Below are 18,987 nucleotides of genomic sequence, written 5' to 3'. Positions count from 1 at the left end.
CACAAAGTTTATCGCGGGGTGGAGCAGCCCGGTAGCTCGTCAGGCTCATAACCTGAAGGCCGCAGGTTCAAATCCTGCCCCCGCAACCAAAACCATCTGAATACAACAAAAAGCCCCGCAAAAAAATGCGGGGCTTTCCGCGTTTATACGCCTGAATGTCTACGAAACAAACGGCGATAGGCCGTGGTGAGCGCCGGCCCAACCGATGCCTATAAAGCAAACTCCGCACATAAGGCATGGCTGTTGCGAACTGGGTGGGTGCACCCATGACAAGCTAATACAGCGAATGATACAGTCATCGTACGGCGGTTTTAGCCCCATGCCAGTCGGGATGCGATTGGCATTGTAGTTCTATAAAGCCATTGAACTGGCATGAAATAGTACCTATCAACATTCATACATGACTTGTTGACGAACCATAGTGTAATGACATTTTAGATTTTTACTTAATAAGGGACGCGCTTGAATGGCGCGGGGTGCAATGCGATCGTTTCAGGGGATATACTCCTCTCTGCGCTACGGCTTAATCAGGGCCGGGCTGGAGCTGGCAGCTGTTCCCTTTGTACGCTCACTATTCTCGGAGGCTTCGGGGCGCGGTGTAATCTTCACCTTACATCATGTTCGCCCGGCACATGCGGAGCGCTTCTCACCCAATGCACATCTCTCGGTCACGCCGGAGTTTCTGGAAGAAGCCATCAGGGTCGCGATAAGCGAGGGGCTCACACCGGTTCATTTACATGACTTGCCGAGCCTGCTTGCAGACACGGCAGACAGACGAAGCTTCGTTGCCTTCACTCTGGATGACGGTTATCGCAACAACGCCGAGTTTGCCGCGCCCATATTCCGCAAGTTTGCTGTCCCCTACACAATCTTCGTCAATCCTGGGTTTGTGGAACGGAAGCGGAGCGCCTGGTGGGAAACAGCGGAAGCGTTTGTAAGGAAAACCACACGCTTTCAATTTGATTTTGGAAGCGGAGTTGAAGGCATTCGCTGCGAGACGCTGTACGAAAAGCTATCAGCCTTCGATCGGTTCACGGCCTTTGTTAAGGCAATCGATGAAGATGTCGCTGTAGAGCGGATAGATGCAGCAGCGCGGGCGCACGGCGTTTCACCGATTGCAATTATTGAAGATCTGGTGATGGATGAATCGGAGCTGCGCCAATTGGCACAAGATCCTCTGGTTCATTTTGGCGCCCACACAATGAATCACCTCAACCTACGCCGCGTTGATGAAGACCGGTTGCATCAAGAGATCGAGCAGTCAGCCGCCGCGATTGAACGCTATGCCGGGCAGAAGCCGCGTTCATTTTCCTATCCGTATGGCTGGCCGACCGCGGTCGGGAAGCGCGAGACGTCGGCGATTGCGGAAGCTGGCTTTACCGTCGGGGTCACGACCCAGCCGGGTGTGCTCGACTGCAATAGTCTTCAGTCCCTTATGAGATTGCCGCGTGTATCGTTGAACGGCTATTATCAAAAGCCGCGCTATGTGAAGGCGCTCATATCCGGTGTTCCATTCAAATTCCTGAGAAACACTTGAGAACATCGTTAGCGGTTCGCAGCGGACTGGAAAGCATATAAGCAAAAATCCCGGACGAAGCCGGGATTTTGAAAGCTAGACTGAACAGAAAAACTGGAGCGGGCGAAGGGATTCGAACCCTCGACCCCAACCTTGGCAAGGTTGTGCTCTACCCCTGAGCTACACCCGCTCGCGCCAGCCGATTCTAAAAAGAACCGATTCTGTCAGGCCCGCGCTATATGAACCAAGGCCATGCAGATTGCAACAGGTCAGCACCGGTAATTTGCGTTGTTTTCAATGTATGTGACCGGCAGGTGAAATCGCGTGTTTCACCGTCCGCCCGTTGCGCTTCCCTCCATCACAGCTGGCGCATTGGGTGCGAGCGCATTGCAGGATGGCGCGGCTTCAGCCGTCTGAGAGGTTGAAGCGGTTACACTATCCTGCTCGTATTTATCGACATTCATTGATTTGTTTTCGCGCCAGTTGCCGCGCAGGTAAAGAACACCCGCCATGAGCATGGTGGACAGCATGGCAACCGGAAAACTCAGCCACAGCGCATCCACGCCAAGCCATTGCCGCAAGCCGAGCGCAACGCCCAACCGCACCGGATACATCGATACGAAAAGGATGATGAGCGGCCAGATCACCTGTCCGTTGGCACGAACCGTTCCGAACAAAACCATTGAGACACCGAAGGCGATGAAGCCCCAGGTCGCCATTTTGCCAATATGCTGGCCGATCGGAATGGCCGGGCTTTCAGCGCCGAGAAATATTTGCATCGCTTGCCGGTCGGCAATGAGCAGCACAACAACAAGAATGCCGGTCATCAAGATTGCATAGAGCACACCGATGCGGGTGATACTGCTGACGCGGTCCCAGTTGCCAGCACCGATATTCTGCGCTGCCATGGCGCTGACCGCCGCTCCAAGCGCCATGGCGGGCATCTGCACATAGGTCCACAACTGTTGTGTTGCACCAAAAGCCGCTGTCGTATCGACGCCCTCCTGATTGACCAGTCGCATCATGGTCAGCATCGCGCTCGAAACCACGATCATCTGGATTCCTATCGGCAGCCCCTTGCTGAAAATGAGCTTCAGCACTTTGAGGTCTGGTATCAGAAACCGGAGTTCCGGCCCCTTCAAGCGCAAGGGGAGGTCCTTGTGGTAGATGTAAAACAGCATGGCGGCGAGGCTGATATAATTCGCGACCGCCGTGGCAAGCGCCGAGCCGGATATGCCTAATGGAGGAATAGGGCCAATCCCGAGGATGAGCAGGGGATTAAAGGCAATATCCAGAATAACTGCCAGGCCCATGAAGATCAGCGGGGTGATCGAGTCTCCGCTACCGCGCAGGGCCATCATCAGGATTGTCTGCATGAGGATGGCAGGCATGGCGACGAAGGTGACTTGCAGGAAGGCGCGGGCCAGAGGTTCGATCGTCTCCGGTGTGCCAAGCAGCGTCAGCACATGTGGCGCCAGAAACCAGCCGGCAATGGAAACAAGAATGCTGATCGGCACGAAAGCTCCCAGCGTCGTGCCGGTAATGGCGCGTGCAGTTTCGATTTCGCGGCGTCCGAAAGATTGTCCGATCAGAATGGTCGATGCCATGCCGAAGCCGAAGACAAAGGCCGTCAGCAGGAACATGACAAGATTGCCGTTGGTCGTGGCGGCCAGCGCATTTGTTCCGAGCAAATGGCCGATCCAGATCGTGTCTATGGAACCGTTTGCCGATTGCAGGATCGATGATCCAAGCGTCGGTAAGGCGAAGAGCAGCAGCGCTTGATTGATTGGCGCCGTCGTCAGATCCATCTGTGTCTTCATGCGCCCTCGGTAATATTATGAATTACGTTTTGCGAAATGCAGCATTTTCAAATTAAACCGAATTACCAAAATTTCTATATTTTTTGCTCGTTTGACTTGCAACGCACCGACTGCTTTCAAGCAATTCAAAAAGATTTTTATGCAATCTTGGTTTTGACGAATACGTCATAGCGGGTGCTTTTGCCGAGAATTTGATGTGATGGTTTACGCAGACCCGCCATTGGCTCGGCGCGCAATGGCCATTTCAGAACCACCCGATTGAGCGCTGCTTCCAGCGCCACCTGCATCAGCCTTTCCGCATCCGGGTCTGTACCGACGATCTCGCGGATTTGCCGCATTTCCTTTTTGACGAGCGCCGTGTTGCCGCGTGGCGGATGCATGGGGTCAACGAGAATTACCTGCGGCTTCAAGTTCGGCAGCAGTTCGCAGGAATCGCCATGCAGCAATGTCATGCGCGCAACGGTTTCGACATATTGTCCGCCCTCGGTGGCGGCGCGCGCCAGACCGTCGGCCAGCAATGCATGCATTTTCTCGGAACGTTCAATCAATGTGACCCGAGCGCCGAGCGATGCGAGCAAAAAGGCGTCACGGCCCAGACCCGCCGTCGCATCGACAATCTCCGGCGTGACGCCGCGGGTGAGGCCAACCGCTTTGGCAAGTGCCTGTCCGCGTCCTTCGCCGGAGCGAAACCGGTGACCGACAGCACCGCCAACGAAATCGACAACCAGCTCCGATGTATCTAGTTTCTGCGACATCATTGATCTCAGGGCGGGGTTAGAACGGGCAGGGCGCGGTGAATGTCACATCACGCCCATCGGGATGACGAAAGGCTAGCTTTTCGGCGTGGAGAAGCAAGCGGTCTGCTGCTGCCAGTGCTGCGCCTTCCGCATAGAATTCATCACCGAGAATGACATGTCCTATCGCCAGCATGTGGACGCGCAGCTGATGGGTGCGGCCAGTCAGGGGAAAGAGGCGCAAACGCGTGCTGTTTTCACCAACGCTCAGAACTTGCCAGCGTGTCTGCGCCGATTTGCCGTGCGCATGGTCCACGCGATGGCGCGGCTTGTTGTCGGGATCGATAGCCAGCGGCAGATCGATAAAGCCTTCATCACTATCCATACGGCCCCAGACTTCGGCGATGTAGGATTTCTCTGTGGTGCGAGCCTCGAACTGCGCAGCGACATGAGCATGGGCTTTCCGGTTCAACGACATCAGGACGAGACCGGATGTGTCCTTGTCCAGCCGGTTGATCATGAGCGCCTGCGGAAACTGTTTTTGCACCCGTGTAGCAAGGCTGTCGGAGAGAGCCGGGTGACGACCGGGAACGGACAAAAGCCCGCTTGGCTTGTCCAATACCAGAAGATCCGCATCGCGATGAATAATGGAGACATATGGCTCCAGCGGCGGATTATAAATAGGGGCTACGGATGACAACTCACTCATGCTGCCTTCTAGCATGGTTCAGCCGACACAGAGAAGTATGGTTGCTTTGGAACGGACATGGATATTGCTGGGAAACAAATGGCGGAGAGGGTGGGATTCGAACCCACGGTGGAGTTACCCCCACGCCGCATTTCGAGTGCGGTACTTTCGACCACTCAGCCACCTCTCCGCATTGTGCAATCCGGTAAAACGATCTATTTAATCGCACCGTCAAACAGCATCAAAAGCGAATGCTAAGTGTGTAGCGGCTCAATAGCGGGCTGATTGCAATTAGACAAGACCTAATTTGCATTCTCTCGTGAAAATTCTTGACTTTTCCCACGTTCCGAACCTATAAGCACCAGACCTTAGGCGTGGGGCAGTCCGCGCCTATTGTTTTGATTGAGGATTTCCGGATTTCCGGGTCGTCAATCAAGGGGCTCAAGCCCTTCACTTAACCGACTGATAAAAAGACGGCCCATCACTTCGGCGCTAATGTCGTGGAAATGAGAGCCGGACCGAACAACCGAAAGGACAACAAATGTTCGCAGTCATCAAGACCGGTGGCAAGCAGTATCGCGTTGCCGCAAATGACCTGATCAAGGTCGAAAAAGTTGCTGGCGAAGCCGGTGACATCGTAGAATTCGCAGAAGTTCTGATGGTCGGCACGACCATTGGCGCACCAGTCGTCGCAGGCGCTCTCGTGACCGCCGAAGTCGTCGAACAGGGCCGTGCCCGCAAGGTCATCGCGTTCAAGAAGCGTCGTCGTCAGAACTCGAAGCGCACCCGTGGTCATCGTCAGGAACTGACGACCATCCGCATCTCGGAGATCCTCACCGACGGCGCAAAGCCTTCGAAGAAGGCCGCTGAGAAGAAGGCTCCGAAGGCAGAAGCCGCCGAAGGCGAAGCCGCAAAGCCGAAGAAGGCAGCGCCTAAGAAGGCTGCAGCCAAGGCCGAGTCGGCTGAGTAAGTAGAGAGATTAAAGGAGAACACCAATGGCACACAAAAAAGCTGGCGGTTCCTCGCGTAACGGTCGCGATTCAGAATCCAAACGCCTTGGCGTGAAGAAGTTTGGCGGCGAAGCTGTGCTCGCTGGCAACATCATCGTGCGTCAACGCGGCACGAAGTGGCATCCGGGCGCCAATGTTGGCCTCGGCAAGGACCACACTATTTTTGCAACCACGAACGGTTCCGTATCTTTCCGTACGAAAGCCAACGGCCGCACGTACGTATCGGTAGACCCGATCGCGGAAGCAGCAGAGTAAGCCGGGCCTCTTAAAACCACCGGCGTCCCATCGGACCCGGTGTATATGGCAGCCTAGCCAAAAGATCGAAGGGAAGATGGGACCACCATCTTCCCTTTTTGCATCTGGAGGACAGACAAATGGTTGTCGACGTTTTAGAAGAAGATAGTTACGCAGAAAGCTGTACGAGCCGGAGAGAGCGTTTCGCCGATTTCTCTCCCGGTCTGGCAGCTGATCTGGAGTCAGAGTTGGCTCCTGAGTTAGCCCCTGAATTAGATTGCCCCGTCTTGGTCACCGAAAGGCTGGTTCTGCGCCCGCCGCATGTCGAAGACGTAGATGCCATTTCCTATCTTGCCAACAATCTTCGCGTCTCTGGCATGCTCACTCGCATGCCACATCCATATACGCGTGAGAATGCCGTCGACTTTGTCGAACGCGTGCGAAAAGGCGAGATGGGCAATTGCATCTACGCCATTACGCAAGCCGAGACCGGCATCTTTATGGGCTGTTGCGGCATTCATGCGAATAAACATGGCGACGGACTGGAGATCGGCTACTGGCTGGGCGAGCCCTATTGGGGGCATGGCTTTGCCACCGAAGCCGCCCATTCGTTGATCGATCTGGTGTTTCGGGCGACCGCAATCGACCGCCTGCATATTTCCTGCCGAGCGACCAACAATGGATCGCGTCGTGTGATCCACAAGTGCGGTTTCCAGTTCAGCAATATGGGCATGTCGGATACGCTTGCCGCCGGAAACGTGCCGGTTGAACGCTATGTTCTCGACCGGCGCACCTGGATCGGCCTAAGAAGCTGGCAGTCATAAGAACATAAGGCCCTGCGTGTTTCGCAGGGCCGCCTTGAACGCATCCCGAAAAGCATGAAGCGGTTTTCGGCAGATGGTCGGGAAAATATAAAGAGAATGGGGAATGCAATGAACGACGCTTATGTGAGTGCACCCGAAAGGATTGTGGTGCGCGCCCTCGATAAGGGCGATCTGCATCGCTATCGCGCTATCAGATTGAGCGCGCTGAGCCGCGCGCCAATGTCTTTCGGTTCAAGCTTCGAGGAAGAAAATGCCTATTCCGACAGCGTCTTCGCGCGCCGTCTGGAGCAGGTGGATGGCAATATTATCTTCGGCGCATTTGACGGTGAGAATCTGCTGGGCACGGCAGGGATGTTCCGCCACGATCGCAAATCCGAGCGCCATCGCGGAACGCTTTGGGGCGTGTTTGTAGCGCCGGAAGCGCGCGGGCTGGAACTGGGCAAGGCTCTGGTTCAAAAAGTGATCGAACATTCCGCGGCGCAGGTTGTGCTTCTCGATGCCAAGGTGGTGTCGACGAACGAACCGGCAAAGCGGATCTATCATGCGCTCGGCTTTAAGACCTACGGGCTTGAGCCGAAGTCGCTTTTTGTGCAGGGGCAGTATCTGGATCAGGAACTGCTCTATATCGACTTCAGCGAACCTGTCTGGAAAGACAAGTTCTGATGAAATCCAAGCACTGCAACTGTTTGCAGGAAACGGGTTTTGCTGTAATTGCAATTTGGCTCGCGCAAGATGATGCGCGGGCCCGGGTTTAGGGCGCGATTGCGCCGCAAGAGGTAAGGTTCAATGAAATTTCTCGATCAGGCCAAGATCTATATCCGCTCCGGCGACGGCGGGGCGGGGGCCGTATCGTTTCGCCGCGAGAAGTTTCTTGAATTCGGCGGTCCCGATGGCGGCGACGGCGGACGTGGCGGCAATGTCTGGGTTGAAGCGGTCGACGGCCTCAACACGCTGATCGACTATCGCTATCAGCAGCATTTCCGGGCCAAGACCGGCATGCATGGCATGGGTCGCAACATGACCGGCGGCAAGGGCGACGATGTCATTCTCAAAGTGCCGGTCGGAACGCAGGTTTTTGAAGAAGATGATGAAACGCTGATCTGTGACATCACAGAAGTCGGCCAGCGCTATCGTCTGGCCAAGGGCGGCAATGGCGGTTTTGGCAATCTGCATTTCACGACTTCAACCAATCGCGCGCCGCGCCGTGCCAATCCCGGACAGGAAGGCATCGAGCGCACAATCTGGCTGCGCCTGAAGCTGATCGCCGATGCCGGTCTGGTCGGTCTGCCCAATGCGGGCAAGTCCACCTTCCTGGCTAGTGTGACTGCAGCCAAGCCGAAAATTGCCGATTATCCGTTTACTACGCTGCACCCTAATCTTGGTGTTGCGCGCGTGGATGCGCGTGAATTCGTGATCGCGGATATTCCGGGTCTCATCGAAGGCGCCAGCGAAGGCGTTGGCCTTGGCGACCGTTTTCTCGGCCATGTCGAGCGCACGCGGGTTCTGCTGCATCTCGTATCGGCGCAGGAAGAAGACGTGGCGAAGGCCTATAAGGTCATTCGCGGCGAGCTTGAAGCTTATGAGCATGGTCTTGCCGACAAGACTGAAATCGTCGCGCTGTCGCAGATCGACACGCTCGATCCCGATGCGCGCAAGGCCAAGGTCAAGGCGTTGAAGAAAGCTTGCGGACGCGATCCGCTGCTGCTTTCCGCTGTCAGCCACGAAGGCCTGAACGATGCGCTCCGCCAGCTTGGCGCTGTTATCGACGCAAGTCGTGCGCAGGAAGCCGGAACGGCGCAAGTCGAAGAATAAGGCTGAATGCGGCGAGAGGAATGAGAGCATGCTGAAGCAACTGAAAGACTATCGCCGCATTGTTGTTAAAATTGGTTCTGCTCTTCTGGTGGATCGCGCCAAGGGGCTGAAGCGCGAATGGCTGGAAAGCCTGGGGCAGGACATTGCCGCCCTGCATCACGCAGGCGTCGAGGTGCTGGTGGTGTCGTCGGGCGCCATCGCGCTGGGGCGCACCGTGCTCGGCCTGCCGAAAAAGGCGCTGAAGCTTGAGGAAAGTCAGGCAGCCGCCGCTGCTGGCCAGATCGCGCTCGCCAAGGCCTATGCCGACGTGCTCGGCGGCCATGGCATCAAGTCGGGCCAGATTCTGGTGACGCTTTCCGACACTGAAGAGCGTCGCCGTTATCTCAATGCACGCGCGACCATCGAGACACTCTTGAAGCTCAAGGCTGTGCCGGTCATCAATGAAAATGACACGGTGGCGACGACAGAAATTCGCTATGGCGACAATGATCGTCTGGCCGCCCGCGTGGCGACGATGATGGGCGCTGACCTGCTGATCCTGCTCTCCGACATTGACGGGCTTTATACGGCTCCGCCGCATAAGAACCCGGATGCCGCGTTTCTGCCGCTGGTGGAAACCATCACGCCGCAGATCGAGGCTATGGCAGGCGCTGCGGCTTCCGAACTGTCGCGTGGCGGCATGAAGACCAAGCTCGATGCGGGCAAGATCGCCAATGCTGCTGGAACGGCGATGATCATCACATCCGGTATCCGCATGGGACCGCTTTCGGCGATTGATCGCGGCGAGCGTGCGACTTTGTTCGAAGCTGCCCGTGCCCCGGTTAATGCCTGGAAAACCTGGATTTCCGGCAATCTGGAACCGGCGGGTCGTCTCAGTGTCGATGCAGGCGCGGCCAAGGCGCTGAAATCGGGCAAGTCGCTATTGCCTGCGGGCGTGAAAAATGTCGACGGTCATTTCGAGCGCGGCGATACTGTGGCTGTGCTCAATGAAGATGGTCGTGAAATTGCGCGTGGATTGATTGCTTATGATGCCGAGGATGCACGCAAGATTGCCGGGCTTAAAAGCGATGAGATCAGCACCATTCTTGGCTATGATGCCCGTGCGGCAATGATCCATCGCAATGATCTCGTGGTGCGCGGCGCAGCCGTGGCAGCCTAGCGCACATCCCGAAAAGTGTGAAACGGTTTTCGGATAAGATGTGCGTTAAAATAAACATTGAGAGCGCCGATCTGATTCAATCAGATCGAAACGCGCTCTGACCGAAAATGCCTGAACAGGGAAAGGCGGGGAGAGGATGCTGAATAAAGTGGAAGCTGGAAGCGACATAGCCGCGATCATGGCCGAAGTGGGCCGCAAGGCGAAAGCCGCCGCAGCACCACTGGCGATTGCTGGCACGGAGCAGAAGAACAAGGCGCTTCTGGCTGCAGCCGATGCCATTCTCCAAAGCCGCGACGCCATCCTCGAAGCCAACAAGATTGATCTGGCCAACGCTGCCGCGAGCGGCATGGCCGCTTCCTTCGTGGATCGCCTGACGCTGGATGATAAGCGCATTGAGGGAATCGCGGAAGGCATCCGCGCCATTGCAGCATTGCCCGATCCGGTCGGTGCGGTGATTGCCGAATGGGATCGCCCCAATGGTCTGCATATCGAGCGCGTGCGCACGCCGCTTGGTGTTATCGGCGTCATTTATGAAAGCCGCCCCAATGTCACTGCGGATGCCGGTGCGCTCTGCCTTAAGGCTGGCAATGCGGTGATCCTGCGCGGTGGTTCGGATTCGGCCCATTCGTCTGCCGCGATTCACAAGGCACTGGTGGCAGGACTGGAAGCTGGCGGCTTGCCTGCCGATTCCATCCAGATCGTGCCGGTGACGGATCGCGCGGCGGTCGGTGAAATGCTGAAAGGGCTCGACGGCGCTATCGACGTCATCGTCCCGCGCGGCGGCAAAAGCCTCGTCGCACGCGTTCAGTCGGAAGCGCGCGTGCCGGTTTTCGCGCATCTGGAAGGCATCTGCCATCTTTATATCGACAAGACCGCAGATCTCGACATGGCGCGCAAGATCGCGGTCAACGCCAAGATGCGACGCACAGGCATTTGCGGCTCGGCTGAAACGCTGCTGGTGGATCGCGCGGTCGCCTCGACACATCTCGTGCCGATCCTTGAAGATCTGGCCGCCAAGGGTTGCGAAATCCGTGGCAGCGAAGAGGTGAAGGTGCTTTATCCGGCAGCCATTGCGGCGAGTGAAGAAGACTGGTCCACCGAATATCTCGACGCGATCATTTCAGTGACGCTTGTCGATGGCGTTGATGGTGCGATCCGGCACATCAACCGCTATTCCTCGCATCACACCGAAGCCATTGTCGCCGAGGATGCGGAAGCGGTTGCGCGGTTCTTCAATGAAATCGACTCGGCCATTTTGCTGCACAATGCCTCGACGCAGTTTGCGGATGGCGGTGAGTTTGGCATGGGTGCGGAAATCGGGATCGCCACCGGCAAGATGCACGCACGCGGCCCCGTCGGCGTCGAACAGCTCACTTCGTTCAAATATCGTGTTCGCGGCAACGGGCAGATTCGAAGCTGATGCGCTTTGGTTTCGGGCTTTCCGCACTGAAAGAACAATATCCGGACGTTGACGCAAAATATTTGCGCATGCCGCATGCCGAGAAAGGCATGGCGGTCGGCCTGTTCGGCGGTTCGTTCAATCCGCCGCATGGCGGTCACGCTCTGGTCGCGGAGATCGCCATTCGGCGGCTGAAACTCGATCAACTCTGGTGGATGGTGACGCCGGGCAATCCGCTGAAAGACACCCGTGAACTGGCACCTCTGGCCGACAGGCTGCGGTGGAGCGAAGAAATCGCCAGCGATCCGCGTATCAAGGTGACGGCGCTCGAAGCTGCCTTCAATGTGCGCTACACCGCCGATACGCTGGCCCTGATCCGCGACGCCAATCCCGGTGTGCATTTTGTCTGGGTGATGGGCGCGGACAATCTGGCGTCCTTCCATCGCTGGCAGCGCTGGCGCGAAATCGCCAATAATTTTCCTATTGCGGTGATCGACCGTCCTGGCTCGACGCTGGCATATTTGTCGTCGCGCATGGCGCAGACTTTTTCGCACAGCCGTCTTGATGAGCAATATGCGCCGATGCTGGCGCGCCGCACGCCGCCTGCATGGACTTTCATCCACGGGCCGCGCTCATCGCTGTCATCGAGCGCCATTCGCAAGTCCGGCACACGATCTTGATAGTTTGGTGACGGTTTAAACAAGATATATGCAAAAAAAGCGAGATAATCGAAAAAGTGAACGGCCCTGTAAGGTCGTGACTCTTGAAACAAAACAGGGACTCTGCCTATCTTAGGTTCGTACGGTGCTTTTACTGCCGTATCGGGTTGTTCTTGTTAGAAAGGCAATACACTGAGAACAGCACTTGAGAAGAAGGCTCTCCACGCGCCTTCACTGGTCAGGATGAACGAGACCGATCTCGTGTCCCAGACCTTCGACGCGGCCTTGGCCAGTCTCGAAAACTCCAAGGCAGAATCCATCATCCCCATCGACATTCGCGGAAGATCAACGATCGGCGATTATATGATCGTCGCGTCGGGCCGTTCGCACCGTCACGTGACGGCTGTGGCCGACCATCTTTTGCAGGCGCTCAATGAAGCGGGCTGCAAGAATGTGCGGGTCGAGGGGCTAGACAGTGGCGATTGGGTCCTGATCGACACGGGCGATATCATCGTGCACATCTTCCGTCCGGAAGTCCGTGACTTCTACAATATCGAGAAGATATGGCTTGATGACGATTTCGACGACGAACGAGCGTTGGAAACCGTCCATTGATCCGTCGACCGCTAAGGTCTGGCAGGCGTTGCGCACATCCCGGAAAGTGTGAAACGGTTTTCGGATAGGATGTGCGTAAAGTAAATGTTTGGAGCGTTGATCCGACGCAATCAGGTCGGAAGCGCTTTGGACCTCTGCCATATTGAGGGCGTGATGCGTGTGAGTGTTTTTGCCGTGGGCCGGATGAAAGCCGGCCCCGAACGGGAGCTGGTCGAGCGCTATTTCGACCGTTTTTCCAAAGCGGGTCCGCCTTTGGGGCTTGAATTCGCCGGTGTGAGCGAAATCCCGGAAAGTCGCGGCCAGACGGCAGAATTACGCAAGGCGGAAGAAGCACAGCGCATCAATGAAGCGCTGGACAATGGCGCGGCCCTCATTCTGCTCGACGAGCGCGGCAAGGCGTTGGGTTCCGAAGCCTTTGCCGAGCGCATCGGGCGCATGCGCGATGACGGCAAACGGCAGCTGATTGTTGCCATCGGTGGCCCGGATGGGCACGATCCGGCGCTGCGGTCGCGTGCCGATCTGGTTCTGGCTTTGGGAGAATTGACCTGGCCGCACCAGATTGCCCGCATTCTGATTGCCGAACAGCTTTATCGCGCGGCGACCATTCTGGCCGGTCATCCTTACCATCGCTCGTGATGATCTTTCTTTTGTCCATAAAGCGGTGAATCTGAGGATTGCTTCCCACAACGAAGTACGATCTAATATTATTAATAGGTTGTTTTTATTAGCAATATTTAAAATATTGGATTGAGATGAGCCGGTCTACTGTCATAACGCTATCGACCATTCCGCCACGTTTTCAGTTTTTAAGACCAACGCTGTTGTCGCTTCTGTCACAAAGACTGAAGGCGGCGGAAGTTCGCCTTTATATCCCCTACAAATACAGGCGTTTTCCCGATTGGGATGGAAAGCTGCCCGAAGTACCCGCAGGCATAACAATCGTCCGGTGTGATGAAGATCTCGGACCTGCGACCAAGGTTTTGCCTGCCGCCCGTGATCTACGGGGGCGGGACGTAGATATCCTGTTCTGCGATGACGACAAGATTTATGACGCCGGGTGGCACGGACGCTTCAAGGCGGAAGCGGCGCGCAAGCCGGGCCATTGCATTGTTGAAGTCGGCGAAACATTTCCCGATATTGCCGATGCGGGCAGGCTTGCCGACCGGCTTCCGCGCAGCCGCTGGAAGCTTAAGGACCGCAAATACAGAATGAAGCGCATTGCGTCCCTGTTTCTGCACAAGCCGGACCTCAGCACGCCCGGCTATGTGGACCAGATTTCGGGCTTTGCCGGTGTTCTCGTTCAGCCTGAATGGTTCGATGAACTGTTCTACAAAATTCCCGATGTCATGTGGACCGTGGATGACCCCTGGATTTCCGGCCATCTGGAAAGACGCGGCATTCCCATCTGGATGATCGGCCAGAACAGCCGCCGCGCCGAGGGTAAGGGCAGCTGCGTAAGCGCTTTGCTCGATTTTGTCGAAGACGGACAGGATCGCGTGGATGCAGATTTGCTGGTGATCGACTATTTCCGACAGAATTACGGTATCTGGAAGAAAACCGCTACGCTCGACGAGAAAGCGTGCCATCGCACGGCATCGATGCGCGAGATGATACGACGTAGGAAAATAGAGCTTGAACTGATCGCATCGTAAGACTGGTGAACAGAACTGTTCTGCGCGTTTTGTCCGCACCTGCTGGATTAAGTTTCGCGGGCCATTGTTTGCGATACCGGAGCTTATGGTTGATGTTTCGTTAACGGTATCGGGATAGGTTGATCGGAGCCTGATTTTTGGCCCTGATTTTAGCCTTGTTTCGCCCTGATAGAACACGCATGAGTCCTGTACGTCTTTTCAGCAAGCCCCGGCTGCTCGCTCTAGCGCGGGCGGGCTTTTTTGCGACCTGCGCTTTGGCTGGTATCGTGGCCTTTCCGCAGTCCGGTTTTGCGCAGGATGCCCTGCAGCAGCAACGCGATCAGGCGGCTGGCGAATATGAGAAGCTCACCGGTGAGCTTACCGTCACCGGAGACAAGCTCAAGCAGCTCGAGAGCGAAGTTGCGAGCCTCAAGAAGGATCAGGACACGATCACAGCCGCCCTGATCCAATCGGCCAAGACCGACAAGAAATTGCAGCAGGACATCACGGATATTGCCGAAAAGCTGGTCTCCCTGCATGAGCAGGAGGCTGGCATTCGCACGTCGCTGCGGGCGCGGCGCGGGGTTCTGGCGGAAGTGCTGGCCGCTTTGCAGCGCATGGGGCTCAACCCGCCGCCTGCCATTCTGGTCCGACCGGATGATGCGCTTGCCTCGGTGCGCAGTGCCGTACTGCTGGGTGCCGTGGTGCCGGAAATGCGCGAGCAGGTGGAAGAGCTGACGGGCGACCTGAAGGATATGCAGACAGTGACTGCGTCCATCTCGCAGGAGCGCGAGAAGCTGCAACAGACCCGCACCACGCAGGCTGAGGAGCAGAAGCGCCAGTCGCTTTTGCTCGATGAAAAGAAGAAGCTGCAATCCCAGTCGGAACAGGAAATGGAAGCGCAGCGCAAGCGCTCCGAAGAACTGGCCGCCAAGGCAGGCAGCCTCAAGGACCTGATCGACGGGCTCGACAAGCAGATGGCCGGTGTGCGCGATGCCGCCGATGCGGCGCGCAAGGCCGAGGCCGACCGTCTGGCATCGGCCCGCGAGCGGGCTGGCGAGGCGACGCCGGATGACAATCATCTGCGCGCGCAGACAAATTTCGCCTCCTTGCAAGGGAAGCTGGTTTTGCCGGCAGCAGGCAAGACGTCACGCCGCTTCGGCGACAAGGATGGCGCTGGCGGCGCCATGATGGGTCAGGTGCTGGAAACCTTGCCTTCCGCCACGATTACGTCACCTTCCGATGGCGTTGTGCTTTATGCGGGACCGTTTAGATCTTACGGGCAACTCTTGATCCTCGATGCGGGCAATGGATATCATATTGTGATGGCAGGCATGGGGCGAATCGACGTGGCGCAAGGCCAGTTTGTACTGGCGGGCGAACCGGTCGGGGCGATGGGAGATAAACTTCTCGCGAGTGTTGCGCCGATAGAGGTGGGCAATGGTGCGCCGTTGCTTTACATTGAGTTTCGAAAAGATGGAAAACCCGTCGATCCGGCCCCATGGTGGACCGAACGGCTTTCTGGAAGGACACAAAATGATACGTAAACTGTCGCTGCTGTTCGCCGGAGCCCTGATGGGGGCATCTGCCATGGTGATGGTGCAAGGCGCTCCAGCTTCGACGGCTTTCGCAGCCGCCAAGGATGCTGACGTCTATAAGGATCTGGCGCTTTTCGGCGATATTTTCGAACGCGTGCGCGCGCAATATGTGACGCCGCCGGATGACAAGAAGCTGACGGAAAGCGCCATCAACGGCATGCTGACCTCGCTTGATCCGCATTCGTCCTATCTCAATCCGGAAGCCGCGCAGGATATGCGCGTGCAGACGAAGGGTGAATTCGGCGGTCTCGGCATTGAAGTCACCATGGACAATGATCTTGTGAAGGTGATTGCGCCGATCGACGATACGCCTGCCTCGAAGGCCGGTGTTCTCGCAGGCGATCTGATCACCAAGATCGACGGTCAGGAAGTGCGCGGCCTCAGCCTTAACGATGCGGTCGACAAAATGCGCGGCGAAATCGGTTCCTCGATTGAGCTGACGCTGATGCGTCAGGGCGTCGACAAGCCGATCACGCTCAAGATTGCGCGTGCCGTCATCAAGGTGAAGGCCGTTCGTTACCGCGTCGAGAACGATGTCGGTTATGTGCGCGTGATTTCGTTCACCGAACAGACGGCTGACGATCTCGGCAAGGCGATCAAGGATATTCAGAGCAAGATTCCGGGCGACAAGCTCAAGGGCTTCGTGCTCGATCTGCGCCTCAATCCGGGTGGTCTGCTCGATCAGGCCGTTGCTGTTTCCGACGCTTTCCTCGACAAGGGCGAAGTCGTTTCGACCCGTGGCCGCGATCCGCAGGATGTGACCCGCTTCGATGCCCGCAAGGGTGATCTGACTGACGGCAAGCCGGTGATCGTGCTCATCAATGGCGGTTCGGCCAGCGCTTCGGAAATCGTTGCAGGTGCTCTTCAGGATCATCGCCGTGCGACGGTGCTCGGCACGCAGTCCTTCGGCAAGGGCTCTGTGCAGACGATCATTCCGCTTGGTGAAAACGGATCGCTGCGTCTGACTACGGCGCTTTATTACACGCCGTCGGGCAAGTCGATCCAGGGCAAGGGCATCACGCCGGACATCAAGGTTGAACAGCCGCTGCCGCCGGAACTGAAGGGTGAGGACGTCGTTCGCGGCGAATCCGAACTCAAGGGCCACATCAAGGGCAATGCTGAAGATGACAACGGCTCGGGTTCGTCGGCCTATGTGCCGGCCGACCCTAAGGACGATATCCAGCTCAACGAAGCTCTGAAGCTCCTGCGTGGCGAAGTGGCGAATGCCGCATTCCCGCCGGATCCGAAGAAGGGCGTGTTGAACTGATCGTTCCATGCTGGATCTGAACAGCCCGTTAGGACTGGATAAGAAACCGCGAAAGCGCGGGGGCGAACGCTCCCGCGCTTTTCGTTGGTCTTTGCTTGGCCTGGGCGCGGCAATCGTTCTGGGTGTCGCAGGCGGTATGATGGTCACCGTCTGGCAGACCAACCGCGATGCTTTTCGCAAGCCTGAAAAGGCGGCAGTCGCCGAGGTACAAACACCGGCTGATGCCGCGGTCAAAACTGGGCAGCAGGCATCGACTGCGACCGGTAACACACCCGCGCCGGGCACCGCGCTGCGCGGAACCGGAGGCCAGCAAACCGGCCCGGCAATCATCAAAGTCACGCCTGATATGCCAAATGTCACTGCCGGGACAGTGGATGGCAATGTTGTCGTCGTGCAGAACCAGCGCAAGACGGGGCAGGATCCGCGTGTTGCACATTTGCCGGAAAAGGAACTGGTCGAGCAAAGCCCGACCGGACCATTGCCAGTGCGCGGCTCTGACGGTTTGCGGCCGATGGATGCCTATGCCGTCGGCTGGTCGGGCGCGCGGGGCGCAAGGATCGCGCTGGTCATTGGCGGGCTTGGCCTGTCACAGACCGGTAGCATGGAAGCTGTAGAGAAGCTGCCATCGGAAGTGACGCTGGCCTTCGCGCCGCAAGGCAACAGCCTGCAACGCTGGATGCAGGCGGCGCGTCAGAACGGTCACGAGCTTTTGCTGCAACTGCCGATGGAGCCATTTGATTATCCGCGCATCAATCCGGGGCGCAACACGCTGACGGTGGATGACGGAGCCGCCAAAAACCAGACGTCGCTTTTGTGGGCATTGTCGCGCATGACCAACTATGCCGGTGTGATGAATTATATGGGCGCGCGCTTTACCGGTGAGGCAGATGCATTCGCGCCGGTGCTGGGCGAGATCGGCAGGCGCGGGCTTTATTATCTGGATGATGGCACTTCGGCGCGCAGTCAGGCCGATCAGATCGCGCAAAAGGACGCCGTGCCCTATGCGGCAGCCGATGTGCTGATCGATGCTTCGCAGGACCGTTCGGCAGTGCTCGACCGTCTCAATGAGCTGGAACGCATTGCGCGCGCCAATGGCAGCGCGATTGGCACTGGCTCTGCCTTCGGCGTGACCGTCGATGCAGTGCGGGATTGGGCGAACGAGGTCAAGAAGCGCGGCATCGAAATCGTTCCCGTTTCGGCGCTGGTCCGCGACCCGGAACGACACTAGTTTTTTTACGCATTATCCTACGCAAAACCGCTACGCACTTTTGCTGGAAATGCTGCATATCATGGAGAATGTCATGTCGAAGCACAAAGGCCCCGTCGATCCTGAAAGCTTGCCCTACCGCCCCTGTGTCGGGCTGATGGTGCTGAACAAGGCCGGTCTGGTCTGGGCCGGACATCGCATCGTCATTCCGGGCGATGAGATGGATGGCGCAACGCAACTCTGGCAGATGCCGCAGGGCGGCATCGACAAGGGCGAAGACCCGGTCGAAGCTGCACTGCGTGAGCTTTACGAAGAAACCGGCATGAAGTCGGTCTCGCTGCTTGCCGAAGCGCCGGACTGGATCAATTATGATCTGCCACCGCATCTGGTGGGGCAGGCGCTCAAGGGCAAATATCGCGGCCAGACGCAGAAATGGTTTGCCTATCGGTTCGAGGGCGATGAAAGCGAGATTGCAATCAATCCGCCGCCCGGTGGTCACACGGCTGAATTCGACAGCTGGGACTGGAAGCCGATGCAGCAACTGCCGGAACTGATCGTGCCGTTCAAGCGCAAGGTTTACGAGGAAGTCGTCGCTGCCTTCCGGCATCTGGCACCGTAATTTTCTGGCATATCCTGAAAAATGCGCAGTCGTTTCAGGATATGCTCAAATTTTCGCACCCCTCTTGTGTGCTCGACCAACATATTGTCAACTCACTCCAGATGCGCCGGGTGACGGCGCTCTAACTGTTTGTTTCGACGCACATCTCGCCCGAAAACCGTTTCACACTTTTCGGGATGTGCTCTGGAGGGAGAA

Annotated in this window: 19 protein-coding genes and 3 tRNA genes; 17 read left to right on the top strand and 5 right to left on the bottom strand. The window is 57.1% G+C overall.

What is annotated here, in order from left to right:
* The first annotated feature begins 12 nt into the window (after positions 1-12).
* A tRNA-Met gene (locus FGI60_RS18940) sits at positions 13-89 on the top strand.
* A 377-nt stretch (positions 90-466) separates the two neighbouring features.
* Positions 467-1,537, top strand: a complete 1,071-nt coding sequence (locus FGI60_RS18935) for a polysaccharide deacetylase family protein (protein WP_235889856.1) — start codon at positions 467-469, stop codon at positions 1,535-1,537.
* A 94-nt stretch (positions 1,538-1,631) separates the two neighbouring features.
* Here the strand turns inward: FGI60_RS18935 and FGI60_RS18930 are convergent.
* The 5 genes from FGI60_RS18930 to FGI60_RS18910 all read right to left on the bottom strand — a co-directional run bounded on the left by FGI60_RS18930 (position 1,632) and on the right by FGI60_RS18910 (position 4,948).
* Positions 1,632-1,706, bottom strand: a tRNA-Gly gene (locus tag FGI60_RS18930).
* 139 nt (positions 1,707-1,845) lie between these two features.
* Positions 1,846-3,336 carry an MATE family efflux transporter gene (locus tag FGI60_RS18925; RefSeq protein WP_138786497.1) on the bottom strand — a complete coding sequence of 497 codons (1,491 nt, stop codon included), beginning with the start codon at positions 3,334-3,336 and terminating at the stop codon, positions 1,846-1,848.
* A 137-nt stretch (positions 3,337-3,473) separates the two neighbouring features.
* Positions 3,474-4,091, bottom strand: a complete 618-nt coding sequence (locus tag FGI60_RS18920) for a class I SAM-dependent methyltransferase (protein WP_138786496.1) — start codon at positions 4,089-4,091, stop codon at positions 3,474-3,476.
* Positions 4,092-4,110: 19 nt separating this feature from the next.
* Complete coding sequence (locus FGI60_RS18915) at positions 4,111-4,779, bottom strand: pseudouridine synthase (RefSeq protein WP_138786495.1); 669 nt, start codon at positions 4,777-4,779, stop codon at positions 4,111-4,113.
* A gap of 79 nt (positions 4,780-4,858) precedes the next feature.
* Positions 4,859-4,948 (bottom strand) — tRNA-Ser (locus FGI60_RS18910).
* Positions 4,949-5,299: 351 nt separating this feature from the next.
* On the opposite strand from FGI60_RS18910, the gene rplU reads away from it, so the two are divergent.
* The 15 genes from rplU to FGI60_RS18830 all read left to right on the top strand — a co-directional run bounded on the left by rplU (position 5,300) and on the right by FGI60_RS18830 (position 18,792).
* Positions 5,300-5,728: a 50S ribosomal protein L21 gene (gene rplU / locus FGI60_RS18905; RefSeq protein WP_078340917.1), complete on the top strand. Its 429-nt coding sequence runs from the start codon at positions 5,300-5,302 to the stop codon at positions 5,726-5,728.
* Positions 5,729-5,753: 25 nt separating this feature from the next.
* Positions 5,754-6,023: a 50S ribosomal protein L27 gene (gene rpmA / locus FGI60_RS18900; protein ID WP_010661520.1), complete on the top strand. Its 270-nt coding sequence runs from the start codon at positions 5,754-5,756 to the stop codon at positions 6,021-6,023.
* Between the two features lie 119 nt (positions 6,024-6,142).
* Positions 6,143-6,826 (top strand): GNAT family N-acetyltransferase, encoded by a 684-nt coding sequence (locus FGI60_RS18895; protein WP_078340916.1) that lies wholly within the window; start codon positions 6,143-6,145, stop codon positions 6,824-6,826.
* A gap of 108 nt (positions 6,827-6,934) precedes the next feature.
* A complete protein-coding gene (locus tag FGI60_RS18890; protein WP_138786494.1) occupies positions 6,935-7,489 on the top strand; it encodes a GNAT family N-acetyltransferase in 555 nt (184 codons plus the stop codon).
* Between the two features lie 123 nt (positions 7,490-7,612).
* Positions 7,613-8,638: a GTPase ObgE gene (obgE, locus tag FGI60_RS18885; protein WP_138786493.1), complete on the top strand. Its 1,026-nt coding sequence runs from the start codon at positions 7,613-7,615 to the stop codon at positions 8,636-8,638.
* A 28-nt stretch (positions 8,639-8,666) separates the two neighbouring features.
* Positions 8,667-9,797, top strand: coding sequence for a glutamate 5-kinase (gene proB, locus FGI60_RS18880; protein ID WP_138786492.1), 1,131 nt, complete (start codon positions 8,667-8,669; stop codon positions 9,795-9,797).
* A gap of 136 nt (positions 9,798-9,933) precedes the next feature.
* Complete coding sequence (locus tag FGI60_RS18875; RefSeq protein WP_138786491.1) at positions 9,934-11,217, top strand: glutamate-5-semialdehyde dehydrogenase; 1,284 nt, start codon at positions 9,934-9,936, stop codon at positions 11,215-11,217.
* Positions 11,217-11,876 (top strand): nicotinate-nucleotide adenylyltransferase, encoded by a 660-nt coding sequence (locus FGI60_RS18870; protein ID WP_138786490.1) that lies wholly within the window; start codon positions 11,217-11,219, stop codon positions 11,874-11,876. The genes FGI60_RS18875 and FGI60_RS18870 overlap by 1 nt, the downstream gene beginning before the upstream one ends.
* A 222-nt stretch (positions 11,877-12,098) precedes the next feature.
* Positions 12,099-12,470 carry a ribosome silencing factor gene (rsfS, locus tag FGI60_RS18865; protein ID WP_078340911.1) on the top strand — a complete coding sequence of 124 codons (372 nt, stop codon included), beginning with the start codon at positions 12,099-12,101 and terminating at the stop codon, positions 12,468-12,470.
* A 153-nt stretch (positions 12,471-12,623) separates the two neighbouring features.
* Entirely contained in the window at positions 12,624-13,106 is a 483-nt protein-coding gene (gene rlmH / locus FGI60_RS18860; RefSeq protein ID WP_138786489.1) for a 23S rRNA (pseudouridine(1915)-N(3))-methyltransferase RlmH, read from the top strand.
* Positions 13,107-13,222: 116 nt separating this feature from the next.
* Positions 13,223-14,122: a glycosyltransferase family 2 protein gene (locus FGI60_RS18855; protein WP_138786488.1), complete on the top strand. Its 900-nt coding sequence runs from the start codon at positions 13,223-13,225 to the stop codon at positions 14,120-14,122.
* A 179-nt stretch (positions 14,123-14,301) separates the two neighbouring features.
* Complete coding sequence (locus tag FGI60_RS18850; protein ID WP_138786487.1) at positions 14,302-15,648, top strand: murein hydrolase activator EnvC family protein; 1,347 nt, start codon at positions 14,302-14,304, stop codon at positions 15,646-15,648.
* Positions 15,638-16,966: a S41 family peptidase gene (locus FGI60_RS18845; RefSeq protein ID WP_138786486.1), complete on the top strand. Its 1,329-nt coding sequence runs from the start codon at positions 15,638-15,640 to the stop codon at positions 16,964-16,966. The genes FGI60_RS18850 and FGI60_RS18845 overlap by 11 nt, the downstream gene beginning before the upstream one ends.
* 7 nt (positions 16,967-16,973) lie before the next feature.
* Positions 16,974-18,194 carry a divergent polysaccharide deacetylase family protein gene (locus FGI60_RS18840; RefSeq protein WP_138786485.1) on the top strand — a complete coding sequence of 407 codons (1,221 nt, stop codon included), beginning with the start codon at positions 16,974-16,976 and terminating at the stop codon, positions 18,192-18,194.
* Between the two features lie 73 nt (positions 18,195-18,267).
* Entirely contained in the window at positions 18,268-18,792 is a 525-nt protein-coding gene (locus FGI60_RS18830; protein ID WP_078340931.1) for an RNA pyrophosphohydrolase, read from the top strand.
* Positions 18,793-18,987: the final 195 nt, after the last annotated feature.

Source organism: Brucella haematophila, assembly GCF_005938105.1.
In the GTDB taxonomy this organism is placed as follows: domain Bacteria; phylum Pseudomonadota; class Alphaproteobacteria; order Rhizobiales; family Rhizobiaceae; genus Brucella; species Brucella haematophila.
The sequence above is the reverse complement of the archived record's forward strand: the minus strand, read 5'-3'. Positions and strand labels throughout refer to the sequence as shown.